The 24,385-nt window shown below is 68.3% G+C and carries 25 protein-coding genes; 17 read left to right on the top strand and 8 right to left on the bottom strand.

The genetic code is table 11. The features are described 5' to 3' along the window. Window position 1 precedes the first annotated feature (1 nt). The 6 genes from ORI27_RS05450 to ORI27_RS05425 are packed head-to-tail and all read left to right on the top strand — an operon-like array spanning window position 2 to window position 5,567. Window positions 2-835: an N-acyl homoserine lactonase family protein gene (locus ORI27_RS05450; RefSeq protein ID WP_265995536.1), complete on the top strand. Its 834-nt coding sequence runs from the start codon at window positions 2-4 to the stop codon at window positions 833-835. After that, window positions 832-2,178 (top strand): allantoinase AllB, encoded by a 1,347-nt coding sequence (gene allB, locus ORI27_RS05445; RefSeq protein ID WP_265995535.1) that lies wholly within the window; start codon window positions 832-834, stop codon window positions 2,176-2,178. The genes ORI27_RS05450 and allB overlap by 4 nt, the downstream gene beginning before the upstream one ends. Continuing rightward, window positions 2,175-2,921, top strand: coding sequence for an aspartate/glutamate racemase family protein (locus tag ORI27_RS05440; protein WP_265995534.1), 747 nt, complete (start codon window positions 2,175-2,177; stop codon window positions 2,919-2,921). The genes allB and ORI27_RS05440 overlap by 4 nt, the downstream gene beginning before the upstream one ends. Beyond that, window positions 2,918-3,943: an allantoicase gene (locus tag ORI27_RS05435; protein WP_265995533.1), complete on the top strand. Its 1,026-nt coding sequence runs from the start codon at window positions 2,918-2,920 to the stop codon at window positions 3,941-3,943. Before ORI27_RS05440 ends, ORI27_RS05435 begins: the two co-directional genes overlap by 4 nt. After that, the gene (locus ORI27_RS05430; RefSeq protein ID WP_265995532.1) at window positions 3,940-4,530 is read left to right on the top strand and encodes a hypothetical protein; all 591 of its coding nucleotides are present in this window, start codon (window positions 3,940-3,942) and stop codon (window positions 4,528-4,530) included. The genes ORI27_RS05435 and ORI27_RS05430 overlap by 4 nt, the downstream gene beginning before the upstream one ends. Beyond that, window positions 4,527-5,567, top strand: a complete 1,041-nt coding sequence (locus ORI27_RS05425) for an isopenicillin N synthase family dioxygenase (protein ID WP_265995530.1) — start codon at window positions 4,527-4,529, stop codon at window positions 5,565-5,567. The genes ORI27_RS05430 and ORI27_RS05425 overlap by 4 nt, the downstream gene beginning before the upstream one ends. A gap of 87 nt (window positions 5,568-5,654) precedes the next feature. On the opposite strand, the gene ORI27_RS05420 is transcribed toward ORI27_RS05425, so the two are convergent. From ORI27_RS05420 to malQ, 4 genes are read right to left on the bottom strand one after another with little or no spacing between them, the layout of a single operon-like run. Then, window positions 5,655-6,110, bottom strand: a complete 456-nt coding sequence (locus ORI27_RS05420; RefSeq protein WP_265995529.1) for a nuclear transport factor 2 family protein — start codon at window positions 6,108-6,110, stop codon at window positions 5,655-5,657. Beyond that, window positions 6,107-6,988: an LLM class F420-dependent oxidoreductase gene (locus tag ORI27_RS05415; RefSeq protein ID WP_265995528.1), complete on the bottom strand. Its 882-nt coding sequence runs from the start codon at window positions 6,986-6,988 to the stop codon at window positions 6,107-6,109. Before ORI27_RS05415 ends, ORI27_RS05420 begins: the two co-directional genes overlap by 4 nt. Before the next feature lie 9 nt (window positions 6,989-6,997). After that, window positions 6,998-7,492, bottom strand: coding sequence for an NUDIX domain-containing protein (locus tag ORI27_RS05410; RefSeq protein WP_265995527.1), 495 nt, complete (start codon window positions 7,490-7,492; stop codon window positions 6,998-7,000). 2 nt (window positions 7,493-7,494) lie between these two features. Next, window positions 7,495-9,627, bottom strand: coding sequence for a 4-alpha-glucanotransferase (malQ, locus tag ORI27_RS05405; RefSeq protein WP_407666219.1), 2,133 nt, complete (start codon window positions 9,625-9,627; stop codon window positions 7,495-7,497). A 30-nt stretch (window positions 9,628-9,657) separates the two neighbouring features. Here malQ and ORI27_RS05400 point away from each other — a divergent pair, with 30 nt between their 5' ends. Then, window positions 9,658-10,851 carry an MFS transporter gene (locus ORI27_RS05400; RefSeq protein WP_265995525.1) on the top strand — a complete coding sequence of 398 codons (1,194 nt, stop codon included), beginning with the start codon at window positions 9,658-9,660 and terminating at the stop codon, window positions 10,849-10,851. On the opposite strand, the gene ORI27_RS05395 is transcribed toward ORI27_RS05400, so the two are convergent. Then, window positions 10,820-11,143, bottom strand: a complete 324-nt coding sequence (locus ORI27_RS05395) for a DMT family transporter (protein ID WP_265995663.1) — start codon at window positions 11,141-11,143, stop codon at window positions 10,820-10,822. The two genes, ORI27_RS05400 and ORI27_RS05395, sit on opposite strands and share 32 nt — an antisense overlap. Continuing rightward, complete coding sequence (locus ORI27_RS05390) at window positions 11,143-11,487, bottom strand: DMT family transporter (protein WP_265995524.1); 345 nt, start codon at window positions 11,485-11,487, stop codon at window positions 11,143-11,145. The genes ORI27_RS05395 and ORI27_RS05390 overlap by 1 nt, the downstream gene beginning before the upstream one ends. Before the next feature lie 174 nt (window positions 11,488-11,661). Between ORI27_RS05390 and ORI27_RS05385 the strand changes: the two genes are divergently transcribed. The 6 genes from ORI27_RS05385 to ORI27_RS05360 all read left to right on the top strand — a co-directional run bounded on the left by ORI27_RS05385 (window position 11,662) and on the right by ORI27_RS05360 (window position 18,135). Further along, window positions 11,662-13,212, top strand: coding sequence for a carboxylesterase/lipase family protein (locus ORI27_RS05385; protein ID WP_265995523.1), 1,551 nt, complete (start codon window positions 11,662-11,664; stop codon window positions 13,210-13,212). Between the two features lie 122 nt (window positions 13,213-13,334). After that, window positions 13,335-14,219, top strand: coding sequence for a sterol desaturase family protein (locus ORI27_RS05380; RefSeq protein WP_265995662.1), 885 nt, complete (start codon window positions 13,335-13,337; stop codon window positions 14,217-14,219). Between the two features lie 33 nt (window positions 14,220-14,252). Continuing rightward, window positions 14,253-14,735: a cation:proton antiporter regulatory subunit gene (locus ORI27_RS05375; RefSeq protein WP_265995522.1), complete on the top strand. Its 483-nt coding sequence runs from the start codon at window positions 14,253-14,255 to the stop codon at window positions 14,733-14,735. A gap of 4 nt (window positions 14,736-14,739) precedes the next feature. Continuing rightward, on the top strand, window positions 14,740-15,864 hold the full coding sequence (locus ORI27_RS05370) for a cation:proton antiporter (protein WP_265995521.1): 1,125 nt from the start codon (window positions 14,740-14,742) through the stop codon (window positions 15,862-15,864). A 28-nt stretch (window positions 15,865-15,892) separates the two neighbouring features. Then, a complete protein-coding gene (locus ORI27_RS05365; RefSeq protein WP_265995520.1) occupies window positions 15,893-17,299 on the top strand; it encodes an NAD(P)/FAD-dependent oxidoreductase in 1,407 nt (468 codons plus the stop codon). A gap of 191 nt (window positions 17,300-17,490) precedes the next feature. Continuing rightward, window positions 17,491-18,135: an Rv1815 family serine proteinase gene (locus ORI27_RS05360; RefSeq protein ID WP_265995519.1), complete on the top strand. Its 645-nt coding sequence runs from the start codon at window positions 17,491-17,493 to the stop codon at window positions 18,133-18,135. Here ORI27_RS05360 and ORI27_RS05355 read toward each other — a convergent pair. Continuing rightward, the gene (locus tag ORI27_RS05355; RefSeq protein WP_265995518.1) at window positions 18,132-18,572 is read right to left on the bottom strand and encodes a nitroreductase/quinone reductase family protein; all 441 of its coding nucleotides are present in this window, start codon (window positions 18,570-18,572) and stop codon (window positions 18,132-18,134) included. The two genes, ORI27_RS05360 and ORI27_RS05355, sit on opposite strands and share 4 nt — an antisense overlap. 108 nt (window positions 18,573-18,680) lie before the next feature. Between ORI27_RS05355 and ORI27_RS05350 the strand changes: the two genes are divergently transcribed. Genes ORI27_RS05350 through ORI27_RS05340 form a run of 3 tightly spaced genes read left to right on the top strand, consistent with a single transcriptional unit; the run spans window position 18,681 to window position 21,358 of the window. Next, window positions 18,681-19,376 carry a TetR/AcrR family transcriptional regulator gene (locus ORI27_RS05350; protein WP_265995517.1) on the top strand — a complete coding sequence of 232 codons (696 nt, stop codon included), beginning with the start codon at window positions 18,681-18,683 and terminating at the stop codon, window positions 19,374-19,376. Between the two features lie 45 nt (window positions 19,377-19,421). Continuing rightward, window positions 19,422-19,901 carry a VOC family protein gene (locus ORI27_RS05345; RefSeq protein ID WP_265995516.1) on the top strand — a complete coding sequence of 160 codons (480 nt, stop codon included), beginning with the start codon at window positions 19,422-19,424 and terminating at the stop codon, window positions 19,899-19,901. Next, the gene (locus tag ORI27_RS05340) at window positions 19,898-21,358 is read left to right on the top strand and encodes an FAD-binding protein (protein WP_265995515.1); all 1,461 of its coding nucleotides are present in this window, start codon (window positions 19,898-19,900) and stop codon (window positions 21,356-21,358) included. The genes ORI27_RS05345 and ORI27_RS05340 overlap by 4 nt, the downstream gene beginning before the upstream one ends. 10 nt (window positions 21,359-21,368) lie before the next feature. On the opposite strand, the gene ORI27_RS05335 is transcribed toward ORI27_RS05340, so the two are convergent. After that, the gene (locus ORI27_RS05335; protein WP_265995514.1) at window positions 21,369-23,123 is read right to left on the bottom strand and encodes a DUF1254 domain-containing protein; all 1,755 of its coding nucleotides are present in this window, start codon (window positions 23,121-23,123) and stop codon (window positions 21,369-21,371) included. Between the two features lie 602 nt (window positions 23,124-23,725). Here ORI27_RS05335 and ORI27_RS05330 point away from each other — a divergent pair. Then, the gene (locus ORI27_RS05330; RefSeq protein WP_265995513.1) at window positions 23,726-24,385 is read left to right on the top strand and encodes a TetR/AcrR family transcriptional regulator; all 660 of its coding nucleotides are present in this window, start codon (window positions 23,726-23,728) and stop codon (window positions 24,383-24,385) included.

The following is a 24,385-nucleotide window of genomic DNA, read 5'->3' as shown; positions in this document are numbered from 1 at the left end:
AGTGGTCCTGGGAGACGGAAAGGTTCGCCGCATCGTCCTGCTGACCCTGGGTTGGGAGGAGTTGCCCAAGTCGGTGTCGGTCTACGGGTCGCCACCGGAGCAGCGGATGCGGGAGCCCGTCCCCGGCGTGTTGCTGCAGACCGACGGCGGCTGGGTGTTGCTCGACACCGGGTTCAACACCGCGCTGATCCGTGATCCGGCGCTGTACCGGCGATTCTTCCCGACCGTGGAGTACATCCCGGTGCTGCCGGGTCCGGGGGAGCCGATCGAAGAGTCGTTGCACGACATCGGCATCGACGTCGACGACATCCACCTGGTGGGGCTGTCACACCTGCACCACGACCATGCCGGCGGGGTAAAGCTGTTCGCCGGCAAGGTGCCGGTGCATGCGCAGCGCCGCGAGCTGGAGTATGGCCTGTCGAATCACCCTGAGCCGGAACGGAATGCCATCGTGCGCGTCGACTTCGACGATCCCCGGATCGATTGGGTGTTGGCCGACGGCGAGGCCGAGATCGCACCCGGTATCACCGCGGTGCCCACGTACGGTCACACCCCGGGGCACCAGAGCTTCGTGGTCGAACTCGATCAGACCGTGGGCGGTGGGGGTTTCGTGTTCGCCTTCGACGCTGCCGATCTGACCGAGAACATCGAGCACGAACTACCGATCGGCGGGTTCATCGACGTCGACCCGGCAGAGACGGTGGAGCCGATCCGCCGGCTGAAGAAGTTGGCGGCCGACAAGGGCTACGAGCTGGTGCCCGGCCACGACCCCCATGTCTGGCCGGAGCTGACCCATCGGCTCGAGGAGCGCTTCGGTCCGGTGCGGCCGCGGTGAGCCCCCCATCCGTCGAGCACGTCATTCGCGCCCCGCGCGCGGTGATCGACGGTGCGGTCCGCCCGGCCGCAATCGGCATGGCGGACGGCCTGATCCGGGTCGTTCGTGACATCGACGCAGTTGTCGACTCCGCAGGGCAGACCGTCTTGGAGCCGGACGTGGTGCTGCTGCCCGGCCTGGTCGACACCCACGTGCACATCAACGACCCGGGCACCGATTGGGAGGGCTTCGCCAGTGCCACCGGGGCGGCGCTGGCCGGCGGCATCACCACCGTCGTGGACATGCCGCTGGACAGTGACCCGGTGACGACGACCGCGGCCGCACTGGATGTCAAGCGAGCCGCGGCGACCGGCGTGTGCCGCGTCGACACCGGGTTCTGGGGCGGTATCGTCCCCGGCAATCTCGGATCGATCGGTGAGCTCGCCGCCGCGGGTGTGCTCGGGTTCAAGTGTTTTCTGTCCGAGTCCGGGAACCCGGACTTCCCGCCGCTCGACCCCGCGGAGTTCGGCCGCGCGATGTCCGTTGTCGCGGAACTGGATTCGGTGCTGCTCGTGCATGCCGAGAGTTCACGGGTGCTGGCCGGCTGCCCGCAGCCGACCGGTCGCGACTACCAGGGATTTCTGCGCTCGCGTCCCGACGCCGCCGAGCAGGACGCGGTCCGCATCGTGCTCGACGCCATCGCCGACACCGGTGCCAAGGCTCATATCGTGCATGTCTCCAGCGCCGCTGTACTGCCGATGATCGCCGAGGCGAAACGCGCCGGCCTGCCCGTCACCGCCGAAACATGCCCGCACTACCTGACTTTCGCCGCGGAGACGATTCCCGACGGCGCAACGGCGTTCGCCGCATGCCCGCCAATCCGCGGTGCGGACAATCGCGCCCAGCTGTGGGAGGCGCTCGCTGACGGCACCGTGGACATGGTGGTATCCGACCACTCGCCGTGCGCACCCCGGCACAAAGACCTGGTCGGTGGTGACTTCGGCTGGGCGTTCGGCGGGATCAGCTCGTTGCAGATCGCGCTGCCCGCACTGTGGACCCGAGCCGCCCGCGCCGGGTTCGGCCTGGCCGATGTGTGCCGATGGATGGCGCAGGCGCCGGCCGAACTCGCGGGCCTCAGCGATCGTGGGGTCATCGCGACGGGCCGGCGCGCGGACTTCTGCGTGTTCGACCCCGATACGGCGTGGGTGGTGCATGGCGCCGACCTGCGGCACCGCCATCCGATCACCCCCTACGAGGACGTCGTCCTGACCGGCGTGGTGCGTCAGATGTGGCGCCGAGGGCGGGTGGTCGACGATGACAGCCGCGGCGAGCTGCTCTGTGCCGAGGTTCGGGAGCCGGCGTGAAAATCCTGGTGATCAATCCCAACACGTCGGCCACGATGACCGCCGAAATCGACGCCGCAGCCCGGGCCGTGGCCGCGCCGGGAACCGAGATTGTGACCACGCAGCCGGGTTTCGGAACAGTCGCGATCGACTCCGCCAGCGAGAGTTACCTGTCCGCGGTCGGTGTGATGGACGTCGTCGCCACCCAGCTGGCGGCCGGAGCGTTCGACGCCGACGCGGTCGTGCTGGCTGGCTTCGGTGAGCACGGCAAGGATGCGCTGCAGGAGATGCTGACCGTCCCGGTGCTCGACATCGCCGAATCCGCCGCCCACGTAGCCCATCTGATCGGCAGGCGCTTTTCGGTGGTGACCACGCTGGCCCGATCCATCGCCCCGATCGAGGACCGGCTGCTGCTGGCCGGACTGGCCGCGCACTGCGCATCGGTACGGGCGTGTGGTCTCCGAACCGCGGACGTCGACGCGGATCCGGCCGGCGCGGTCAAAGCCATTGTCGCCGAGGCCGAACGCGCGGTGACTGCGGACGGTGCCGATGTGATTTGCCTGGGCTGCGCCGGGATGGCCGGGGTGGTCGCGGCGATCACCGAGGCACTCGGTGTGCCCGCTGTCGACGGGGTGGCCGCCGCCGTGGGCCTGGCCCAGATGCTGGTCGGGCTGGGGCTGTCCACCAGCAAGGTCGGTGCCTATGCCCCGGGGCCGGCCAACCCGCGCACCCACTGGCCGCTGTCGCAGGCGTTGGACTCATGATCTTCGACCGGGATGCGGGTCTGGATCTCGCCGGTCGCGCGGTCGGCGGGAGTGTGGTCGCGGCCAGTGACGAATCATTCGGGGTCAAGGAACGACTGATCGACCCCGCCGAACCGAGTTTCCTACCCGGCACTTTCGACCTGCGCGGTGAGGTGGTCGACGGCTGGGAAACCCGCAGGCACGCACCCGACGGGGACTGGGCGGTCATCCGTCTTGGCGTGCCCGGCCGGCTGCGCACCGTCGACGTCGACACCCGATTCTTCACTGGCAACCATCCGACCGGCTGCGTGCTGCACGGCGCGACACTGGCGGCGGGCGCCGATCCGTGCCATGCAGGTGCGGACTGGCGGCCACTGGCGCCGCTGACTCCGCTGAAACCGGACGCGCACAACCCGATCTCGATCGCCGACCGGCGCCGGTACACGCACCTCAAATTGGCGATCGCCTCCGACGGCGGGGTGGCGCGGCTGCGGGCCTACGGCGATGCCGTGCCGGACCCTGCCCTGTGGTCGGGGGTGACCGTCGAGGTCTCCGGTGCCGAACAGGGTGGGCGGGTCGAACATTGCAGCGACGCGTTCTACTCCGACGCGCGCGCGGTGATCGCCGCCGACCGTCCGCACAACATGGGCGCCGGGTGGGAGGCCCGGCGCCGGCGTGACATCGGGCCCGATACCCACGACGCGGTGACGATCTCGTTCCTGGCCCCTACCGACCTGGACCGCATCGAGATCGATACCTCGTATTTCGTGTTCAACGCTTCCCGGGAAGTCTGCGTGCGTGGCACCCAGGACCACCCGGGCCCCGGACGTCCATGGTGGGCGTTGTCATTCGACGAGGTCGTGCTGCCGCGCACCCGGCTGATTCCCGATGCCAGGCAGGTGTTCGTGGTGGCGGCCGCCGCCATCACGGCGATCCGGGTGCAGGCGTACCCCGACGGGGGTATCGCCCGCGTCCGGGCGCTGGGCCGGCCCACCGAGGCCGGGCTGAGGCAGCTTCGCGACCGGTGGGAGGCCGCACTATGAGGCCAGTGATTGCGGATTGCACCGGGCTGTGGCGACGCACCCTGCTCATCGAGGCAGACGGCACGCGCGACACTGGAACGAATGTCGAATGGCTACAAGGTATCTCGCTGTTCGTCGACGTTCGTGGCCCAGGGGAGGGCTTCGCCGGCCGGCTCGGTCAGCGAGACGACATCTTCGAGTGGACCAGGGTCGTGGACATGCAGCCGCCGGGTCTGCCCGACGCCGGGCGGATGAGCTGGGCCGGCACCGTACTGGTCGAGATCGGTGTACACGCCGACTACACCGAGCACTGGCAGCGCGACCCGGGTCCGGTGCAGCCGTGCTGGGGCCTGTTGTTGTCGACCGGCGATGGCGCGACCGGACTGCTGGTGCGAGTAGGGGAGCGCTTCGGCTGGGCTCACCGGAGCGCCTCCGTGACGGAGGTTTCCCTCGGGGTGGTGGGCGGAACCGATTGGCGGATAACTGTTTCTGCCGATCCGCACCGCGTGGGCAGGTCGTTACGTCCGCGACAGACGGCAGGACAGGTACGAGTCGACGATGACATCGCCTGGGAGATCAAGGAAAGCGAAGGAAGCGTGACACTGTGAGTGGGGCGACATCATTTCAATCGGTACCCGTCATCGACATCAGCGGGTTGCGGTCGGCCGATCGTGCCGAGCGGGAGCGGGTGGCCGCCGAGCTCGGCACGGCGGCCCGGGAGGTCGGATTCTTCTACGTGTCCGGCACGAACGTCAGCGACGAGATGTTCGACAGGCTACTGACCGCGACCAAACAGTTCTTCGCCCTGCCGATGGACGAGAAGATGAAGTCCTACATCGGATTGTCGACCTGCCATCGCGGATACGTGCCGGTGGGTGAGGAGGGTCTCTACGGCCAGCAGTCGGCTGACCTGAAGGAGGCGTTCGACACCGCATTGGACCTGCCCACCGACGACCCCGATCATCTCGCGGGCAATCCGATGCTGGGGCCCAACGTGTGGCCGGACATACCCGGATTCGCGGAGACGGTCACCGAGTATTACCAGGCGGTGCTGAGCGTCGGGCAGGATCTGTTGTGGGCGTTCGCGGTAGCACTCGACGAGGATCCGGATACGTTTACCAGGCACGCCACCAAGACACCGAGCCAGCTGCGGCTGATCTACTATCCGTACAACCCCGACGCGCAGGACGCCCAGGGTATCGGCGCCCATACCGACTACGAGTGCTTCACTCTGCTCAAGCCGACGGCGCCCGGGCTGGAGGTGCTCAACGGGGCCGGCGAGTGGATCGATGTCCCGCCGATTCCCGGCACCTTCGTGGTGAACGTCGGCGACCTGCTCGAGTTGTGGACCAACGGGGCGTTCGTGGCCACCTCACATCGGGTACGCAAGGTCGCCGAAGAGCGGTACTCGTTCCCGTTGTTCTTCAATGTCGACTACCACACCGTGGTACAACCGTTGCCGCAGTTCGCCGATGCCGACGGACCGTCGCGGGCGGCGCTGGTGGCCGGGGAGCATCTGTTCGCCCAGACCGCACAGACCTTCGCTTATCTGCGATCCCGGCTGGAAAGCGGGGAGCTCGTGTTGCCGGACGGGTCCCTGGGGGTCGGCACGTTCGGTCAGGAGGCGCTGCAATCCCGGAACTGAGGACCGGCGGGCGCGAGCAGACGTAGAATCGCACGAATTGGCCCGATTTCGTGCGATTCTATGTCTGCTCGCGGTGAGATCCCGGGCCTAGCGCAAGCGTCGCGTCGGCCGCGTCTCGATCGCGTTGATCGTCAGCGCCCGGCGCGCCAGTAGCCACCCCGCGGCACCGCGGACGTACTCGTCGTCGTAGCGCAGGTACCACACCAGATCGACGATGTCGTCGCCGCGCCGGCTCCAATGGTGTGCGGTCGCCGCGATACGGCCATGCGCCACATCGGGAGTCGATCCCGCGGTGTAAACCTCCGAGTCGATACCGTGGTGGGTTCGCCCGACACCTGTCGCCGCGGCCAGCGCGGCGCCGATGGCATCCGGACCGCAATGAGAACGCGCCGGCGTCAGGACATCGGGCGGCTCGGGCAGTATCAATTCACCGTCGCTGACAAACAATTCGATCGCCGCCGCCACGTCGCCATCGTCGACGGCTGCGGCGTAACGATGCACCAGGTCGGATAGCGTCAAGCGGTCCGACGCCGACAGGCTCACGGCCGCAAACCGAGCCGTTGGGCACACGCCGAGAGCATGTCCTTGGCCTCCTCGACATCGGTGACCGGCGGCATCCCCAGCACCAGCCGGTCGGCGCCCGCTTCGGCGAGCCGCCCGGCGCGGTCGGCGTCGATCTTGGTGACGAGGTGGCCCAGCGACAACTCCAGGATGTCCGGGTCGCGTCCGGCCTCCTCGGCGGCTATCCGCATCACCTCCACCAGCGTCGCCAGTTCGGCGCCCGCCACCCCCAGTGGTTGAAAACCGTCACCGAGCCGTCCCGCTCGCCGTGCGGCGGCCCGGCTGTGCCCGCCGATGTGAATCGGGACACCTTGTGCGGCAACTGGTTTCGGATAGGACATCGCATTGTCGAAGTCATAGAACTCGCCGTGATGGCCGATCCCGTCGGGGTTGTCGGCCCACAGCGCCCGCAGCACCTGAATCTGTTCGTCGGCGCGCCTGCCCCGGCTGCCGAAATCGGCCCCGCAGGTCTCGACCTCTTCGCGCATCCAGCCCACCCCGACACACAGTCGCAGCCGCCCGCCGGACAGCACGTCGATGCTGGCGGCCCGCTTGGCCAGCATCACCGGGTGGTGGTTGGGCAACACCAGCACGCCGGTGGCGAGCCCGAGCGCGGTTGTGCGGCCGGCCAGGAACGCCAACGTCTCAAGCGGGTCGGGGACCGGACAGTCCGGGGCCACCTCGACCCGTCCGGAGGGGTCGTAGGGATACACACTGCTGTAGCGGGTCACCAATATCGTGTGCTCCGCCATGATGATCGATTCGAAACCACACACCTCGAGATGGCGGGCGAATTCGCTCATCCACACCGGGTCGGCGGTGACCCCGGCCGCGATGGGAGCGACGACGGCGACCTTCACGTCGTGAGATTAACCCGGCTGACCCGCGTCGCCTTCGCCCAGTCCCGGCAGATGAGTCATCAACAGGTCCAGCAACGTCACCTGGCCCTTGAGCAGCTTGCGCCGTGCCTGCGCCACTGGGAACCAGGCCACCCGATCCACTTCGGGAAACTCCTGCAGCCGTCCCGACCCTTTCGGCCATTCCAACGTGAAGGTGTTGCTGTGGGCGTCGGTCACGTCCAGGTCGGCGCCGACGGCGAACACCGTCAGCACCTTTGCGCTCGACTGCTTGACCGGTTCGAACGCGATGCGGGGACCGTCCGGAACCCCGCAGCCCAGCTCCTCGGCGAACTCGCGTTGCGCGGCCGCCCATGGATCTTCGCCGGATTCGTACTCGCCCTTGGGAATCGACCAGGCACCGTCGTCCTTACGTGCCCAGAACGGGCCGCCGGGGTGCCCGATCAACACTTCGACGGTCCCCTCGACGGTCCGGTACAGCAGCACGCCGGCGCTGAACTTTGGCACCGCTACTCCGGGTGTGGCGCCGTGGCCGAGTGCAGTGCGGCGGCCAGCGCCTGGGCCCGGGGATCGGTCAGCACGTCCTCGAGCAGCAGCGGCGTCCCGTCCGGGCCGGTCAGTGGAACCCTCCAGTTCGGATGCTCGTTCGTGGTGCCGGGCTGATTCTGGGTGCGCCGGTCACCTACCGCATCGGTCAGCGCCAGCGCCAACAACCGGGACGGTGTGCGGGCCAGATATCGGTACAGGCCCAAGATCACCTGTTCCTCATCGGCCGACACCCCGAGCAGCCCAACCCGGCGCAGTTCGGCCATCCACGCGGCCTGCTCGGCATGATCGTCGGCCAGCTCATCGTGCGCGGGCCTTGTGAGCAGACCCAACTCGTCGCGCAGCCGCACATGTTCCCCGGCCAGATAGCCCGGGGTCGGCGGTAGGTCATGGGTGGTCACCGACGACAGACACAGCTCCCGCCACCGCTCGGCCTCCAGCGGGCGACCGCCCTCGTGCTCGAACCACAGGATCGACGTCCCCAGCAATCCCCGTGCCCGCAGGTAGTCCCGAACCCACGGCTCCACAGTGCCCAGATCCTCACCGACAACGACCGCACCCGCCCGGTGCGCCTCCAGGGCGACGATCCCGATCATCGCCTCGTGGTTGTAGCGCACGTAGGTGCCCTTGGTCGGGGAGGCGCCCTCCGGAATCCACCACATTCGGAACAACCCGATGATGTGGTCGATGCGCACTCCGCCCGCGTGCCGCAGGATCGCCGCGATGAGCGTCCGAAACGGTTGATAGCCAAGCTCTTCGAGCTGGTCAGGGCGCCAGGGCGGTTGGGACCAGTTCTGGCCGAGCTGGTTGAATTCGTCCGGCGGCGCACCGGCGGCGACACCGCGGGCCAGCACATCCTGCAACGCCCACGCGTCGGCGCCGTCGGGGTGTACGCCGACGGCCAGGTCATGCATGATGCCCAGCGCCATCCCGGTACGGACGGCCTGGGACTGGGCGGCAGCGAGCTGATCGTCGAGTTGCCACTGCAGCCATCGGTGAAAGTCGACCGCGGTGCCGTGGCGCGCGACGAACTCGGCCACCTCGGGATTTCTGGGGTGCCGCAGCGCCTCGGGCCAGGTGTGCCAGTCGCCGCCGAACTTCTCGGCCAGCGCCGACCACGTGGCGAAGTCGTCGAGCGCCCGTCCTTCCCGCTCCTTGAAGGCGTCGAAGGCCAGCTGGCGGCCTGCCGACCGGGGCACCCGGTAAATCGCCTTCAACGCAACGCGTTTGGCGGCCCAGGCGGCATCGCGGTCAATGGTGTCGACCTTGCCGGCGCGGGCCTGGATGGCGGTGCGCAACTTCCACACCCGACCGCGCTTGGGTAGGTAGGCGAACTCGGGGACGGCCTCCACCCGCAGGTAGAGCGGATTGGTGAAGCGCCGCGAGGTCGGCAGGTAGGGGGAGGGCTCCATGGGCCGCGTCGGTGCGGCCGCATGCAGCGGATTGACCAGGACGTAGCCCGCGCCATGGCGCGCACCGGCCCAGACCGCCAGATCGGCGAGATCGGCGAGATCCCCGACGCCCCAGGAATTCTTCGACCGCACGCTGTAGATCTGGGTGGCCAGCCCCCAGGTGCGGCGCGCACCGAGCCTCGACGGCAGACCGAGCCAGGCCGGGGTGACGATCAGCGCAGTGCTGCACTCCTGACCGCCGGAACGCAGATGGACCCGGTGATACCCCAACGGCAGATCTGCCGGGAGCACGAATGTCGCCTCGCCCACCAGCCTGCCGTTCAGCTCGAAGGGCGGGGTGAAGTTGTCCGCCTGCTGCACCCCGGTGCGGACCGTGCCGTCCTCGAGCCGAACCCAGACATGGGCGGGATCGCCATGGCTGACGTGCACCCAGAACGACGTCTCGCTGCCGAGACGGCCGACGATGGTAGGCGGCAGCGACCGCGACCAATACCGGTCGGCTAGGGCCGAAAGTGCTGCCGCACGACCCTCTTCGGTGCCGGCTTCGACACCGAGTGCGGCCAAGACCGCGACCAGCGTGGCCTCCTCGACGGCGACGAGCCGCCCCGTCCAATCGTGAAACTCGGTGGCCACGCCGAACCGGCGAGCGAGTTCGGACAGCGACGCGTCAGTCATGGCTGCCATCTTGCTTGGTTACCCGTAACCTCGCCTGACATGGCCACCCCCGGACTCGGCGTGCGAAACCGCCGGGCCCGGATCGCCAGCGCGGGACTGTTCCTGACCAACGGCGCGCTGTTCGCCAACCTGTTGCCGCGCTATCCCGAGATCAAAGCGGACCTGCGATTGTCCAATATCGCGTTCGGCCTGGCCGTTGCGGCGTTCTCGGCCGGGGCGTTGCTGACCGGCCCCGCCGCCGCCATCCTGATCCGCCGCTACCGCTCCTCGGTGGTCGCGGTGGTGGGCAGTGCGCTGATCGCGGTGTTCGTCCTCGCCGCCGGGCTGGCGCCGACCGGGGCGACGCTGGCCGCGGCGCTGTTCTGCGCGGGTGCGGCCGACTCGGTAACCGATGTCGCCCAGAACGTGCACGGGCTTCGGGTGCAGCGCGCCTACGGGCGATCCATCATCAACTCGCTGCACGCGGTGTGGTCGTCGGGCGCGGTCCTGGGTGGGCTGATGGGAGCCGGCGCGATCTTTCTCGGCATTCCGCGGGCGGTGCAGCTGGGGGTGTCGGGGATGGTGTTCAGCGCGGCCTGCGTGATCGGGTACCGCTTCCTGCTGCCCGGTCCCGACCACCGCGAACTCGGGGCGCACCACGAGGCCGGGCGCCCGGGTGGGGCCGGGCGCATCGTCTACCTCGTGCTGGCGGCGCTGGTGGCCATCGCCATCGCCGGTGCCGTCATCGAGGACGCGGGAAGTTCGTGGGCCACGCTGTATCTGCGGGACTCACTGTCGGCCCCGGCGGCGATCGCGGCATTCGGGTTCGTCGCTGTGGTCGGTTTCCAGTTCGTCGGCCGGGTGCTGGGCGATCGGATGGTCGACCGATGGGGGCAGGCCGCCGTGGCCCGGGCCGGGGGGTTGGTGATCGCGCTGGGCATGGCGGCCGCCTTGGCGTTTCCGAGCATTCCGGGCACCATCGCGGGGTTCGCCGCCGCCGGTTTCGGCTCGGCGACGCTGGTGCCGGCCGCCATGCACGCCGCCGACGAGCTTCCGGGGTTGCGTCCGGGTACCGGCTTGACCGCGCTGACCTGGCTGATGCGAGTCGGCTTCCTGGGCTCGCCGATCGTCGTCGGTGCAATCGCCGACGCCGTGTCACTGCGGGCGGGGTTGCTGACGGTGCCCGCGGCCGGGCTGGTGGCCGTCGTGCTGGCTGGGGTGCTTAGCCCGCGTCGCCGCTCAGTTCGATCGTGAGCACGCCGGCGATGATCAACCCGATACCGCCCATCATCAACGGGGTCAGCGGCTCGCCGAACAATGCACGTGCGATCAGCGCGACCAACGCGACACCGGCGGCCGACCATACCCCGTAAGCGACGCCGACCGGCATTCCCAGCGACAGCGTGACGTACAGCAAGGCGAACGCCACCAGGTAGCCGACGATCACCGGGGCGATCCACACCTTGTTGCGGAAGCCGTTCGAGGCCCGCAACGCCAGAGTGGCGAACACCTCGATCACGATCGCCCCGGCCAGGGCCAGCCACATCACGACGCGGCCTCGTCGGCGCGCGCGTGCCGTGAGCCCATCTCGACCATCAGCACACCGGCGACGATCAGCCCGATCCCGGCGACGATGGGGGTGGTGAACGGGTCGCCGAAGATCAGGGCGGCCGCGGCCGCGGTGATGGCGGTGCCCAGCGCGCCCCAGATGCCGTAGGCGACCCCCACCGCCATGCCGGCCCGCAGCACCATCGTCAGGAAATAGAACGAGGTGACGTAGCCGGCCACCACCATGATCAGCCACATCGAATTGTCCTGGGCCGCGCGCAGCGACAACGTGGCGCACACTTCGGTGCCGACCGCCCCCAGCAGTAGCAGCCATTCCCGCACGTCCGGCACCTCCGTCGATCGTGATCAGCCCGGCCAGAATAGCGGGGACCGGGGCTGTGGCCCGGGTTAAGCCCCGCCGCCGACGTGAGCGGACAGACATCCGGTGAAGCGGTCGTGGCCGCTACCCGTCGGTAACGTGGACAAGTGGTGGCGCGAGCTGCAGGAGGAGAAACCATGACAGCGGATGCGAACATTCGCCAGGTCGTGGGCCGTCCGGTCGTGAAGACCGGTTACGGCCCGGTGCGCGGGGCCGACGACGGCCGGGTCGCGACGTGGAAGGGCATCCGCTATGCCGCCGCCCCGGTCGGGGATCTGCGCTGGCGCGCGCCGGCGCCTCCGCAGCCATGGACCGATGTCCAGGACGCCACCGCGTTCGGACCGGTCAGTCCGCAGCCGCGCAGCCCCATTCCGATGGGCCTGGGTACCCGCGCCGACGAAGATTGCCTGTTCCTCAACATCTGGGCGCCATCGGATGTTGATGCCGCCGACTCCCATCCCAAGCCGGTGATGGTGTGGGTGCACGGCGGTGCCTACATCTTCGGCTCCGGCAGCCAGCCGCTCTACGACGGGTCGGTGCTGGCCGACGGTTCCGACGTCGTCGTGGTGACCATCAACTACCGGCTCGGCGCACTGGGGTTCCTGGACTTCTCATCCGCCGGTTTCGACAGCAATATCGCCCTGCGCGACGTGCTGGCCGCGCTGCGCTGGGTGCGCGACAACATCGCCGGCTTCGGCGGTGATCCGGACCGGGTGACGCTGTTCGGCGAGTCCGCCGGGGCGGGGATCGTGACGACGCTGCTGGCCGTGCCGGCGGCCGCCGGGCTGTTCTCCCGCGCCATCGCCCAGAGTTCACCGGCCACCTCGATCTACGACAGCACCCGGGCGAGCTCCGTCGCTCATCTGGTGCTCGACCGGCTTGGCATGACCGCCGCCGAGGCCCACCGGGCTCCGGTCGAGGCGCTGGTCGACGCCTCGATGCAGGTGTTCGACCACGTCCCGACCGCAACACCGGGGCGGCTGGCGTTCGCGCCGACCGTCGACGGCGACCTGGTGCCGGACTATCCGGTGACGCTGGCGCGCACCGGCAAAACGCACCCGGTGCCGCTGCTGATCGGCACCAACAAGGACGAGGCCGCACTGTTCCGCTTCATGCGCTCGCCGCTGATGCCCATCGCGCCCAAGGCGATTCGCACGATGTTCGAGGAGATCGCCGACGACCAGCCGGGCCTGCAGCTGCCGACCGCCGAGCAGATCGGCGCGGCCTACCCGGCCAGGCGGGCCCGGACCCGCAGCCTGGGGGTAGCCAGCGATATGGGCTTCCGGATGCCCTCGGTGTGGTTCGCCGAGGGACACAGCGCGGTGGCCCCGGTCTATCTGTATCGATTCGATTGGGCAACACCGATTTTCAAGTTGATCCGACTCGGCGCCGCACATGCCACCGAGTTGATCTACGTCTGGGGCAACCTGGTCGCCGGCCCCCGCGACGTCACCTTCAAACTCGGCGGACGCAACGCCGGTGAAGCCTTGTCCGACCGGATGCGCACCCGGTGGACCAACTTCGCGGCCACCGGCGTCCCCACCGGGCCGCAGGGGCAGCCGCGGTGGGCGCCCTACAGCGCGGGCGGCCGCACCACCCTGGTCATGGATCGTCAGGACGAGATCGTCGACGACCTGGACCGCCAGATTCGGCTGGCCTGGGGCGATCAGGTGCTCAGCTTCCGCTGAGCCGGCTTCTTGACGTGGTGTCTAACAACGCGGCGGGATCGGGTTAGACTCCGGGCGGGTGCACATCGGAGGTGGAACGCGTGGACCGTATCGGGGAGTGGTTGTCCGTTCTCCCGCCGCAGATGCGCGAACCGGTGCTGTTCGCGATCCCGTTCTTCCTGCTGCTGCTGACCATCGAATGGGCCGCGGCCCGCAAGCTGGAACGCCTCACCGGGGCCGACGGCGATTCGCCGGCAACGGGCGCGTACCTCACCCGCGACGCCTGGGCCTCGATTTCGATGGGGCTGGTGTCGGTGGCGACGATGGGTGCCTGGAAGTTCCTGGCCCTGCTCGGCTACGCCGCCCTGTACGCCTACGTCGCGCCGTGGCACCTGTCGCCCTCGCAGTGGTACACGTGGGTGATCGCCATCGTCGGCGTGGACGTGCTCTACTACGCCTACCACCGCATCGCGCACCGGGTCCGGTTGATCTGGGCGACCCACCAGGCGCATCACTCCAGCCGCTACTTCAACTTCGCGACCGCGCTGCGCCAGAAGTGGAACAACAGCGGCGAAATCATCATGTGGATTCCGTTGCCGCTGTTGGGTGTTCCGCCGTGGATGGTCTTCACCAGCTTCTCGATCAGCCTGATCTACCAGTTCTGGATTCACACCGAACGCATCGGCAGGCTGCCCAGAGCCTTCGAGTTCGTCTTCAACACCCCCTCCCACCACCGGGTGCATCACGGGATGGATCCCGAATACCTCGACAAGAACTACGGCGGCATCCTGATCGTCTGGGACCGGCTGTTCGGGACGTTCCAGCCCGAGTTGTTCCGTCCCCACTACGGGTTGACCAAGCCGGTGACCACCTTCAACATCTGGAAGCTGGAGACCTACGAGTACGTGGCGATCGCCCGTGACGTTCGCTCGGCAAGCCGCTGGCGCGACCGGCTGGGCTACGTATTCGGCCCGCCGGGCTGGCAACCCGCCCGCACACCACAGCCCGCCGTGGCAGGCCAGGGCTAGTCAGCATCGACGCCGTCATCGAGGATGGAGCCCATGGAGGTCAAGGAAGTCCTGCTGCCCGGGGTCGGGTTGCGCTACGAGCTCGACAACGCCGACGGCAACCGGGTGGGGGTGATCGCTCGGCGCAGCGGTGATTTCGAGGTCGTGGTCTACGCCGCCAGCGATCCCGATCAGGCCCGTCCGGTGTTCTGCCTCACCGGTGAGGAAGCCGACGCGCTGGCCCAGATCCTGGGCGCCCCGCGGATGGTGGAGCGCTTCGCCGACCTCACCAAGGAGGTTCCCGGCCTGGACGCCGGGCAGGTCGAGATCGGCCCTGGCTCGCCGTTCGTGGACCGCCCGCTGGGGGAGACCAAAGCCCGCACCCGGACCGGCGCGTCGATCGTTGCGATCGTGCGCGGCGAGGAGGTGCTGGCCTCACCCGGCCCGGATGAGGTGCTGCGCGGCGACGACGTGCTGGTGGTGATCGGCACCGAGGACGGTATCTCCGGAGTCCGGCGAATCGTCGACCAGGGCTGAGCCTATGGCTGTCTCGGTCGCGCTCCTACTCGAGCTCGGCGTCATCCTGACTGCCCTGACCATCCTGGGAGCCCTGGCCCGTCGGTTCGCGCTCTCGCCGATCCCGTTGTACCTGGGGGCCGGGCTGGCCCTGGGCAACGGTGGAATCGCCCCGGTCCCGGCGGCCGGGGAGTTCGTCTCCACCGGCGCTTCGATCGGTGTCGTGCTGCTGCTGCTGACCCTGGGTCTGGAGTTCTCCATCGGCGAGTTCGCCGTCAGCATGCGCCGGCACCTGCCGTCGGCCGGCGTCGACCTGGTACTCAACGCCATCCCCGGAGCCGTCGCCGGCTGGCTGCTGGGGCTGGACTTCGTCGGCATCCTGGCGATGGCCGGCATCACCTTCATCTCCTCGTCGGGCGTGATCGCCCGCCTGCTCAACGACCTGCACCGGCTGGGTAACCGGGAAACCCCCGCGGTGCTCTCGGTGCTGGTCCTCGAGGACTTCGCGATGGCGGCCTACCTGCCGCTGCTCGCGGTGTTCGCGGCCGGCGGCAGCTGGTGGGAGGCCCTGTTGTGGATGGGTGTCGCCGTGAGCGCACTGGGCGCGGCGTTTGCGGCGTCCTACCGCTGGGGTCATCACGTCGGACGGCTCATCGCCCACCCCGACGACGAGCAGCTTCTGCTGCGCATCCTCGGACTGACGCTGATCGTGGCGGCCGTCGCCGAGCATCTGCACGCCTCGGCGGCGGTCGGCGCGTTTCTGGTGGGGCTGACGCTCACCGGAGAGACCGCCGACCGGGCCCGCGCCGTGCTCAGCCCGCTGCGAGACCTTTTCGCGGCGGTGTTCTTCTTGGCTATCGGTCTGACGGTGGATCCATCCGACCTGGTGCCGATGCTGCCGGTCGCGCTGGCACTGGCCGCGGTCACCGCGCTGACCAAGATCGTCACCGGCGCCTATGCGGCCCGCCGGGAAGGTGTTGGGCGTCCCGGCCAGTTGCGGGCCGGAACCGCGCTGATCGCGCGGGGTGAGTTCTCCCTGGTGATCATCGGGCTGGCCGGCACCACCGTGGCCGCGATCGGACCGGTGGCCACTCCCTACGTGTTCATCCTGGCCACCCTTGGCCCCCTGCTGACCCGGTTCGCCAAGTAGATCCGCCCCGCCGTGGCACCATGCTTGGGTGCAGACGGTATTTGATCGCGACGTCGACCCCGGCCTGATCGCGCGCGCATTGGGGTCCGCCACGTTCGGATCGATGTGGCTGGACACACCCCGGCCGGAGTACCCGACGCTGCCCGGTGGGCTGAGCTGCGATCTTCTGGTCGTCGGCGGCGGCTACGCCGGATTGTGGTCGGCGCTGCACGCCATCGAACGCAACCCCGGCGCACGGGTGGTGCTGATCGAGGCCGAGCGCGTCGGCTGGGCGGCATCGGGGCGCAACGGCGGGTTCGTCGAGGCCAGCATCACCCACGGTGCGGAGAACGGAAAGTCCCGGTGGCCCAGCGAATTCGATCGGCTGGAGAAGCTCGGCCTGGCCAACCTCGACGGTATGCAGGCTGATATCGAGTCCCACGCGATGAAGGTCGACTGGGAGCGCACCGGCATGCTGACCGTGGCCACCGAGCCGCACCAGGTCGCGTGGTTGCGCGAAGGCGCCGACGACGGGGACGGACGGTTCCTGGACCGCGCGGCGGTCCGTGCCGAGGTCGACTCGCCGACCTACCAGGCCGGGTTGTTCGCCGCGGACACCTGCGCGATCGTGCATCCCGCGCGGCTGGTCTTCGAACTGGCCCGCGCCTGCGCCGAGGCCGGCGTCCAGGTCTTCGAACACACGCCGGCGACCTCGGTCGACCGCGAGAACACCGGCGTGCAGGTGAAAACCCCTGCGGGCATGATCGAGGCCGACCAGGTTGTGTTGGCCACCAACGTCTTTCCCAGCCTGCTCAAACGCAACCGGCTGCACACCGTCCCGGTCTACGACTACGTGCTGGCCACCGAGCCGCTCACACCAGAGCAACTCGACCGCATCGGCTGGCGGTCGCGGCAGGGGATCGGGGACAGCGCCAACCAGTTCCACTATTACCGCCTCTCGGCCGACAACCGGATCGTCTGGGGCGGATACGACGCCGTCTACCACTTCGGGCGGCGAGTCGACCCGATGTACGAAGACCGGCCGGACACCTACCGCCGGCTGGCCGCGCATTTCTTCATCACGTTCCCCCAACTCGAGGACGTGCGGTTCAGCCACCGCTGGGCGGGAGCGATCGACACCAACACCCGGTTCTGTGCGCACTGGGGGCTGGCCGGTCGCGGCCGGATCGCCTATGTCAACGGGTTCACCGGCCTCGGGGTGGGCGCGGCTCGGTTCGCCGCAGATGTCTGCCTGGATCTGCTCGACGGGCGTCCCACCGAACGGACCGAGCTGGAGATGGTCAACCGCAAACCGCTACCGTTCCCACCCGAACCGGCGGCCAGCATCGGTATCCAGGCGACCCGGTGGTCGCTGAATCGAGCCGATCACAACGCCGGTAAGCGCAACATCTTCCTGCGCACTCTCGACCGACTCGGTCTGGGGTTCGACTCTTAACTCATCCCTGACGGGATTCCCGCGGCGACACGCCGGGTACGTCATAGTTCATTGGTAACGATTTGAGATCGACGCCGATACACAGTCGAGATATTTTCGCGGCGCGTCCTTGATGTGTCGCCGATCGATCGGGGTGTACAGTGGCGCGTTTTGGTTCCAGGGGTGTCCTCGCCGCCGCAGCGGCTCTTGCCGTGTCCGCGATCGTGGCACCGGCGGCCGACGCCACGCCCGGTGTGGTGGTCTCCCCGGGGATGGAGATCCGCCAGGCCAGCAACGTCTGCACGCTCGGCTATGTCGACCCGGTGGCGCGGGTTGCCTACTCGGCCGGTCACTGCCGGGGCGACGGTCCGGTCACCGACCGCAACGGTCAACTCATCGGCATGGTCTCGACCTTCCAGGACAACACCCCCGACGGGGCGGTCGTGCGGACCGACCAGGTGATTTCCGATTACGAGACGATCGCCCTGGCCCCCGATGTCGTGGTCAACAACATCCTGCCCGGCGGTCGTCAACTCGTCGCCGACGCCGCCCCGCCGATGGCCGCCGGCCAGCCGGTCTGCCATTTCGGGGTCGTCACCGGTGAAAGCTGCGGCTCGATCGAGCGGGTCAACAACGGCTGGTTCACCATGAACAACGGTGTGGTCAGCCAGAAGGGCGATTCCGGCGGACCGGTCTACATGCCGGTCGACGACGACAAGGCCGTGATCATCGGCCTGTTCAACAGCACCTGGGGCACCTTGCCGGCGGCTGTGTCGTGGGTGTCCACCACCCAGCAGGCCCATGGCGACATCGGCGTGGTCACAGTGGCCGCGGCCGAGGAAGCCAACACCAACTAGCGGCCCAGCGCGAACACCGGGATCGTCGGAGCGGCCGCGCGCAGCTGCTCGACGCTCGAGTCCGGCGTCAGCCCCGCGATGTGGCCTTTGACCTCCCAATACCACCGATCCAGGTAGCGCTTGAGCAGGGCGGGCTTGTCCTCGTCGGCGACCTCGGTGAGCGACACCGGAGTGCGCCGCCAGCGCGGACCGAGTTCCACGGTGCCGGCCGCGCGGGCGTTGCGCGCCCACTGGGTGTTCCCGCGGGGCGAGACCAGGTAGTCGATCCCGCCGACCCGCATCACGTTGACGACCACGCCGTGCGGGGCGCCCGATTTGCGGCCGCGCACCCGCAGCGCGCGGGTGCCGGCGATGCTGATGCCCGCCTCGGCGAGCCGGCGGATGGCGGCATTGAAGACGCGCGCGGTCGCGTTCGGACGGTCGTAGTGGTCAGTCATCGGGTGGTCCTTGTCGATCGAAGTTAGAGAGCGGTGCTCTCGATTGAGGATGCCAGCCGGTCCCGACAAATTCAAGAGCAGTGATCTCTGACGTGCGAGACTCGGCGCGTGGGTAAACGGCAAGAAGCGCGGCAGCGCACCGAGGCGCGGATCGTGGAACTCGGCCGTCGACAACTCGCCAGCGTGGGCGCGGCCGGGTTGTCGGTGCGCGCGATCGCTCGTGAGCTGGGCATGGTCTCCTCGGCGATGTACCGGTATGTGGCCAGCCGCGACGAGTTGCTGACCCTGCTTCTTGTCGAGGCGTACTCCGAACTGGCCGATACGGTCGACGGCGCGCGCGGGTCGGGGACCGGGGGGTGGCGGGCCGATATCGCAACGATCGCCCGCGCACTGCGGCAGTGGGCAGCTGACCACCCCGCCGAGTGGGCGCTGCTGTACGGCAGCCCGGTTCCCGGCTATCACGCGCCCGCCGAACTGACCACCGGCCCGGGAACCCGGGTGATCAGGATGCTCTTCGATGCGGTGGCCACCGGCGTGGCCACCGGAGATATCGCGCTGACCGAAAACCACGTCGCACAACCGATGTCGGCGGACCTGCGACGAGTGCGTGACGAGTTCGGCTTCCCCGGGGACGATGCGCTGGTGATCCGGTGCACCGCGGTCTGGGCACTGATCGTCGGTGCGGTCAGCCTGGAGATCTTCGGTCAGTATGGGTCGGACACCTTCGCCGAACCGGGGGTGTTGTTCGATGAACAGATCCGGCTGGCCATCGACCTGCTCACCACCGGCGGCCCGCGGAACTAGAACACGTTCTAGCCACACCGGGGGGCCGGGGATATCCTCGAACCGATGACCAGCCAGACACCTGTCCAGATTGCGTGGGTGACCCGCGATCTCGACGCCACCGAAGCGGCCTTGACCACGCTGCTCGGGGCCAGGAAATGGATACGAATGCCCGATGTCCACTTCGGGCCCGAGGCCTGCGTGCATCGCGGGGGTCCCGCCGACTACCACGCCGACATCTCGCTGAGCTACGCCGGCGACACCCAGCTCGAACTCATCGCGCCGACCCGCGGGGAGAGCATCTACACCGAATTCCTCACCGAGAGCGGTCCCGGCCTGCATCACATCTGCGTGGAAGTCCCCGACCCCGACGCCTTCGAGGCCGCCGTGGCCGGCGCCGAGGTCGCCGCCCGGGGCATGATGCCGGGCGGCATGCTGTTCGCCTACCTGTCGGCCCCCGCTGCCGGCGTGCCCTACCTCGAGATCGCCTACATCCCCGACGACATCCGCACGTTCTTCGACTATGTGAAACAGGAGCAGCAATGAGTGGCCTGGACATCCCCGCGACCGTCGACGCCGCCGAGGTGACGGAATGGTCCGACGACGTCGACGTCGTGGTGATCGGGTTCGGCATCGGCGGAGGCTGTGCGGCGGTCAGCGCCGCGGCGGCCGGCGCCCGGGTTCTCGTGCTCGAACGGGCCGCCGTCGCCGGCGGTACCACCGCGATGGCGGGTGGACACTTCTACCTCGGTGGCGGTACCGCGGTGCAGCAGGCGACCGGGCACGAGGACAGCGTGGAGGAGATGTACAAATACCTCGTCGCGGTCTCCCGCGAGCCCGAGCTCGACAAGATCCGCGCCTATTGCGAGGGCAGCGTCGAGCACTTCAACTGGCTGGAGGAGCTCGGGATCGCCTTCGAGCGCAGTTACTACCCGGAAAAGGCGGTCATCCAGCCCAACACCGAGGGCCTGATGTTCACCGGCAACGAGAAGGTGTGGCCCTACAAGAACATGGCGGTGCCCGCCCCGCGCGGACACAAGGTCCCGGTTCCCGGTGACACCCAGGGTGCGGCCATGGTGATCGACCTGCTGCTCAAGCGCGCCGCCGAACTGGGCGTGCAGATCCGCTACGAGACCGGCGCCACGAACCTGATCGTCGACGACGGCGCCGTCGTCGGGGTGTCGTGGAAGCGCTTCAACGAAACCGGATCGGTACGCGCCAAGGCGGTGGTGATCGCCGCCGGCGGATTCGTGATGAACCCCGACATGGTGGCCGAATTCACCCCGAAACTCGCCGAAAAGCCGTTCGTGCTGGGCAATACCTACGACGACGGACTGGGCATCAGGTTGGGCGAGTCGGTCGGCGCGGCGACCAAACACATGGATCAGATCTTCATCACCGCCCCGGTCTACCCGCCGTCGATACTGCTGACCGGCATCATCGTCAACAAAGAAGGCAAACGGTTCGTCACCGAAGACTCCTACCATTCCCGCACGTCGGGCTTCGTGATGGACCAGCCCGACAGTGCGGCGTATCTGATCGTCGACGAGGCGCACATGCAGACCCCGGAGATCCCACTGATCACCTTCATCGACGGGTGGGAGACCGTCGAGGAGATGGAGGCCGCGCTGGGCATCCCGAAGGGCAACCTCGTCGAGACGTTGAACAACTACAACGAACACGCCGCCAAGGGCGAGGATCCCGAGTTTCACAAGCAGCCGGAATTCCTTGCGCCACAAGACAAAGGACCGTGGGGCGCGTTCGACCTGACGCTGGGCAAGGCGATGTACTCCGGGTTCACCGTCGGCGGTCTGGCCACCGACGTCGATGGCGAGGTGCTGCGGACCGACGGCAGCGTGATCCCCGGCCTGTACGCCGCGGGCGCGTGTGCATCCAATATTGCCCAGGACGGCAAGGGTTACGCCAGCGGCACCCAGCTGGGGGAGGGCTCCTTCTTCGGCCGCCGCGCCGGCACGCACGCCGCATCGACGGCGAAAGGCTGAGCCCGGACGGTCACAGCCGCTGGATGCCCGGCACCACCCAACTGCCTTCGAGTACCGCCTCCTGCGGGTCGTAGACCCGCAGATACACCCGAAAGGCGCCGTCGGGCACCGGGATCCAGTTCACGTTCGGATCCTGCGGGTCCTGCGTGGAGAAGACGATGTCGATCGACCCGTCCTCTTGGTACACGAGGTCGCCGGCCCCGGTGCTGCTGACGCTGTAGATGTTCTGGTCGTTGGGTACCAGGAAGCCGTTGGAGTCGTAGACGGTGATCGACCAGAACGCGTCAGCCGGCGGCTCCTGGCCGGGATCGAAGTGCAACTGGTAGGAGTGACGTCCGCTCAGCCGGCGCAGATTCTGGTCCAGGAACGCGGTGGCGTAGTACGCCTCCTCAGGGGTGTTGGCGCCCAGCCCGATCTTGGCCACCCCGGCCCGCAACAGATAATCGGTGCCGTAGTCGCCGATTGCGGGATCCGGTGAGGCCCAGCCGTCGTTGCGCGCGGCCGTCGAGAACTGCGAGATGCTGACCAGCGGGCCGAGCAGCGCAGCCACCGCACGCACGGCCACGTCGGCCGCGAACTGCGAGACCGGGCTCAGTCCCGCGTCGGAGACCTCAAGCCCCGGACCCACCCCGATGCGGGCGAGTTTGGCCAGTTCGTCGGCATCGGCCTGCGGGGGCGGGCTCGCCACCATCGCATCGCTGATCGCATTGAGAGCGTCGAGGCCGGTGGGCAGCGGGTCCGAGGTGCTGGTCGGGAAATCCTCGACCGGATAGGTAGCGGTGCCCCCCGGCGCGGTGAGCGAATATTGCCGCATCAGTGCCACAGCCTCCTGTTGGTCGGCCTCATCGCCGGCGAGGGTTCGGCCCAAGAGCCAGATATCGGCATAGGGCACCGTGATGACCAGTGCGTCGGGCGGGATCTCGCCCTCGGGACCGTCAGCCCAGACGATGGCGTAGGTTTCGGCCTCTGATCCGGTGGTGCGTGAGCCGACGTAGCCCACCACGTTGGTGTAGGGATCCATCAGCTGGAAGACGAAGTAGCGATCGCCCATATCGGGATGTGACAGCACGACCGGGCCCTCGCTGAGATCCAGGTAAGCCAACGTGTAAAGGGTATCGACGTTGGGTGCGACCACCAGATGCTCGCTGGGGTCGACGTAGCTGGTCAGCGCCAGCAAGGTGTTGGCACTGGGCGCCTGGGCCTGCAGCCGATTGAATTCCAGCAGAGGATAGCCGTACAGGTAGGCCTGCGCGGCCAGTAACGCCGCTTCGCCGGGCCGTGGCGGCGGCGCGATGCTGACGTCGCCCAGAGAGGTGACGGTCACGTGGACGGTGATCGTCGGCGCATTGAGCACCCCGGTCAACCCGAGCAGTCCGTAGTAGTGCGCTGGATTTCCGACGGTGTCGTCGATCGTCACGGTGAACTCGTCGATGACCGGCGATCCGGCTGGCACTTCGGGCACGTAGGTGAAGTGGCCCTGGTCGTCGACCACGACGGTGCCATGTTCGGGAGCGCCGCTCACGACGTAGGTCAGGGTGTCGCCCTCGAAATCGGTTGCGTTCAGGTCACCGGTGACCGCGCCGGTGGGGTCCAGTTCGGTGGCTGCTGTGGGGTCGGCCGCGGGGCGTTGGTTGTTCCACTTGTACTGGTGCTGTCGGACCGCGAGCCATGCCGTACCGATCAGCTGTGGTGCCGGGATGCCCGGGCCGGGAAGGTCGGTTGCCAGTCGGCCCAAGCCGACCCACGTCATGACGTCGGTGATCATCGCCCGGAGGGTCACAGGTGGTGCTGTGACGGTGCTTGACGCGCGCGTGAATGCCGGCAGGAGCGTGGTGGCTGCCGACCGCGGTGTCGGGCTAGCGGGGTCCGCTTTCGTCATAGGGGTTACCTCCGTGGTCGGTCTCCGTGTCGGCGCCTTGACCTGGGCTCGCGGGGTGGTCAGCGATCTCGGGGTCGGTCTGGCCGTTCTGGCGGTTGCCGCAGGAGTCCTACGGTTCGGGGCGGGGCGCTGCTGCGATCGCCCGGTCGAAGCGGTGCTGGTGGATTGGCGCGATGGCGTGCCCCGGCTGCTGTCGGCGTCGCCGCCCGGGGACGCGGCGGCGACTGCGGGTGCGGCGATGGAGGCCACCGCGACTCCGGCGACGATTGCCGCGGATTGCAGCCACCGCGGGAAGGCTGAGAAGGGTGAACGTATCGCGCTCCGAGCCGCCATCCCCGGACCGTCGTTGGTCATCGGCTTCACCTTTCGTATCTGCCGAGTCGGTTCTCGGTGTCCCGGGCAACAATTAAACATGTGTACGTGTCTAAATGGAAGGATCGCGTGTTCACGACGCGTGGCCCGTGGCGCACGCGCTACGGTCAAACCTCGTGTCCGGTCGTGACTCTCCAGCTCAACCGCTGCCGCGTGGACGGCACAAGCTCGGCAAGGAAGCGGTACTCGCCTCCCAACGTGAGCGCTTGCTGATCGCCATGGAGGAGTTGGTCAACGAGAACGGCTACGGCGGGGCCAGCGTGCCCAAAGTGGTCCGGCGGGCCCGGGTGACCGACCGCACCTTTTACGCCCTCTTCGAGGACAAGGCGGACTGCTTCATCGCCACCTGTGAGCGGCACGGTGACCAGTTGCGCGATCTGCTCGACGCCTACGTCGACCAGATCGAGAACGCGCAGGACGCGATGGCGGTGTTCGACGCCGGCCTGCACCAGTATCTGCAGTGGTGGATGGCTCGCCCCGGTGGCGCCCGGGCCTACTTCGTCGACATCCTCACCGTCGGTGACCGGGCCTTTGCCTCCCGTGATCGCCGAGCCGCCATATTTGCCGAGGCGTTGCGCCGAATCGCCCGCGAGCTGCGCAGGCGGGCCGGCGTCGCCGGTGAGCCCGCCGACGTGGACGTCACCGCTGCGGCGATGGTCGCCACCGAGCTCGTCGCCCGGCACGTACGCGCCGGGCGGATCGCCGAGCTCTCCGATCTGCACGCCGATCTGCGACGAGTGTTACTGCTGTTGTTGCTCGCAGAGCCCTCCCGCTGA

Origin of the sequence: Mycobacterium pinniadriaticum (assembly GCF_026242045.1) — a bacterium.
In the GTDB taxonomy this organism is placed as follows: domain Bacteria; phylum Actinomycetota; class Actinomycetes; order Mycobacteriales; family Mycobacteriaceae; genus Mycobacterium; species Mycobacterium pinniadriaticum.
The sequence above is the reverse complement of the archived record's forward strand: the minus strand, read 5'-3'. Positions and strand labels throughout refer to the sequence as shown.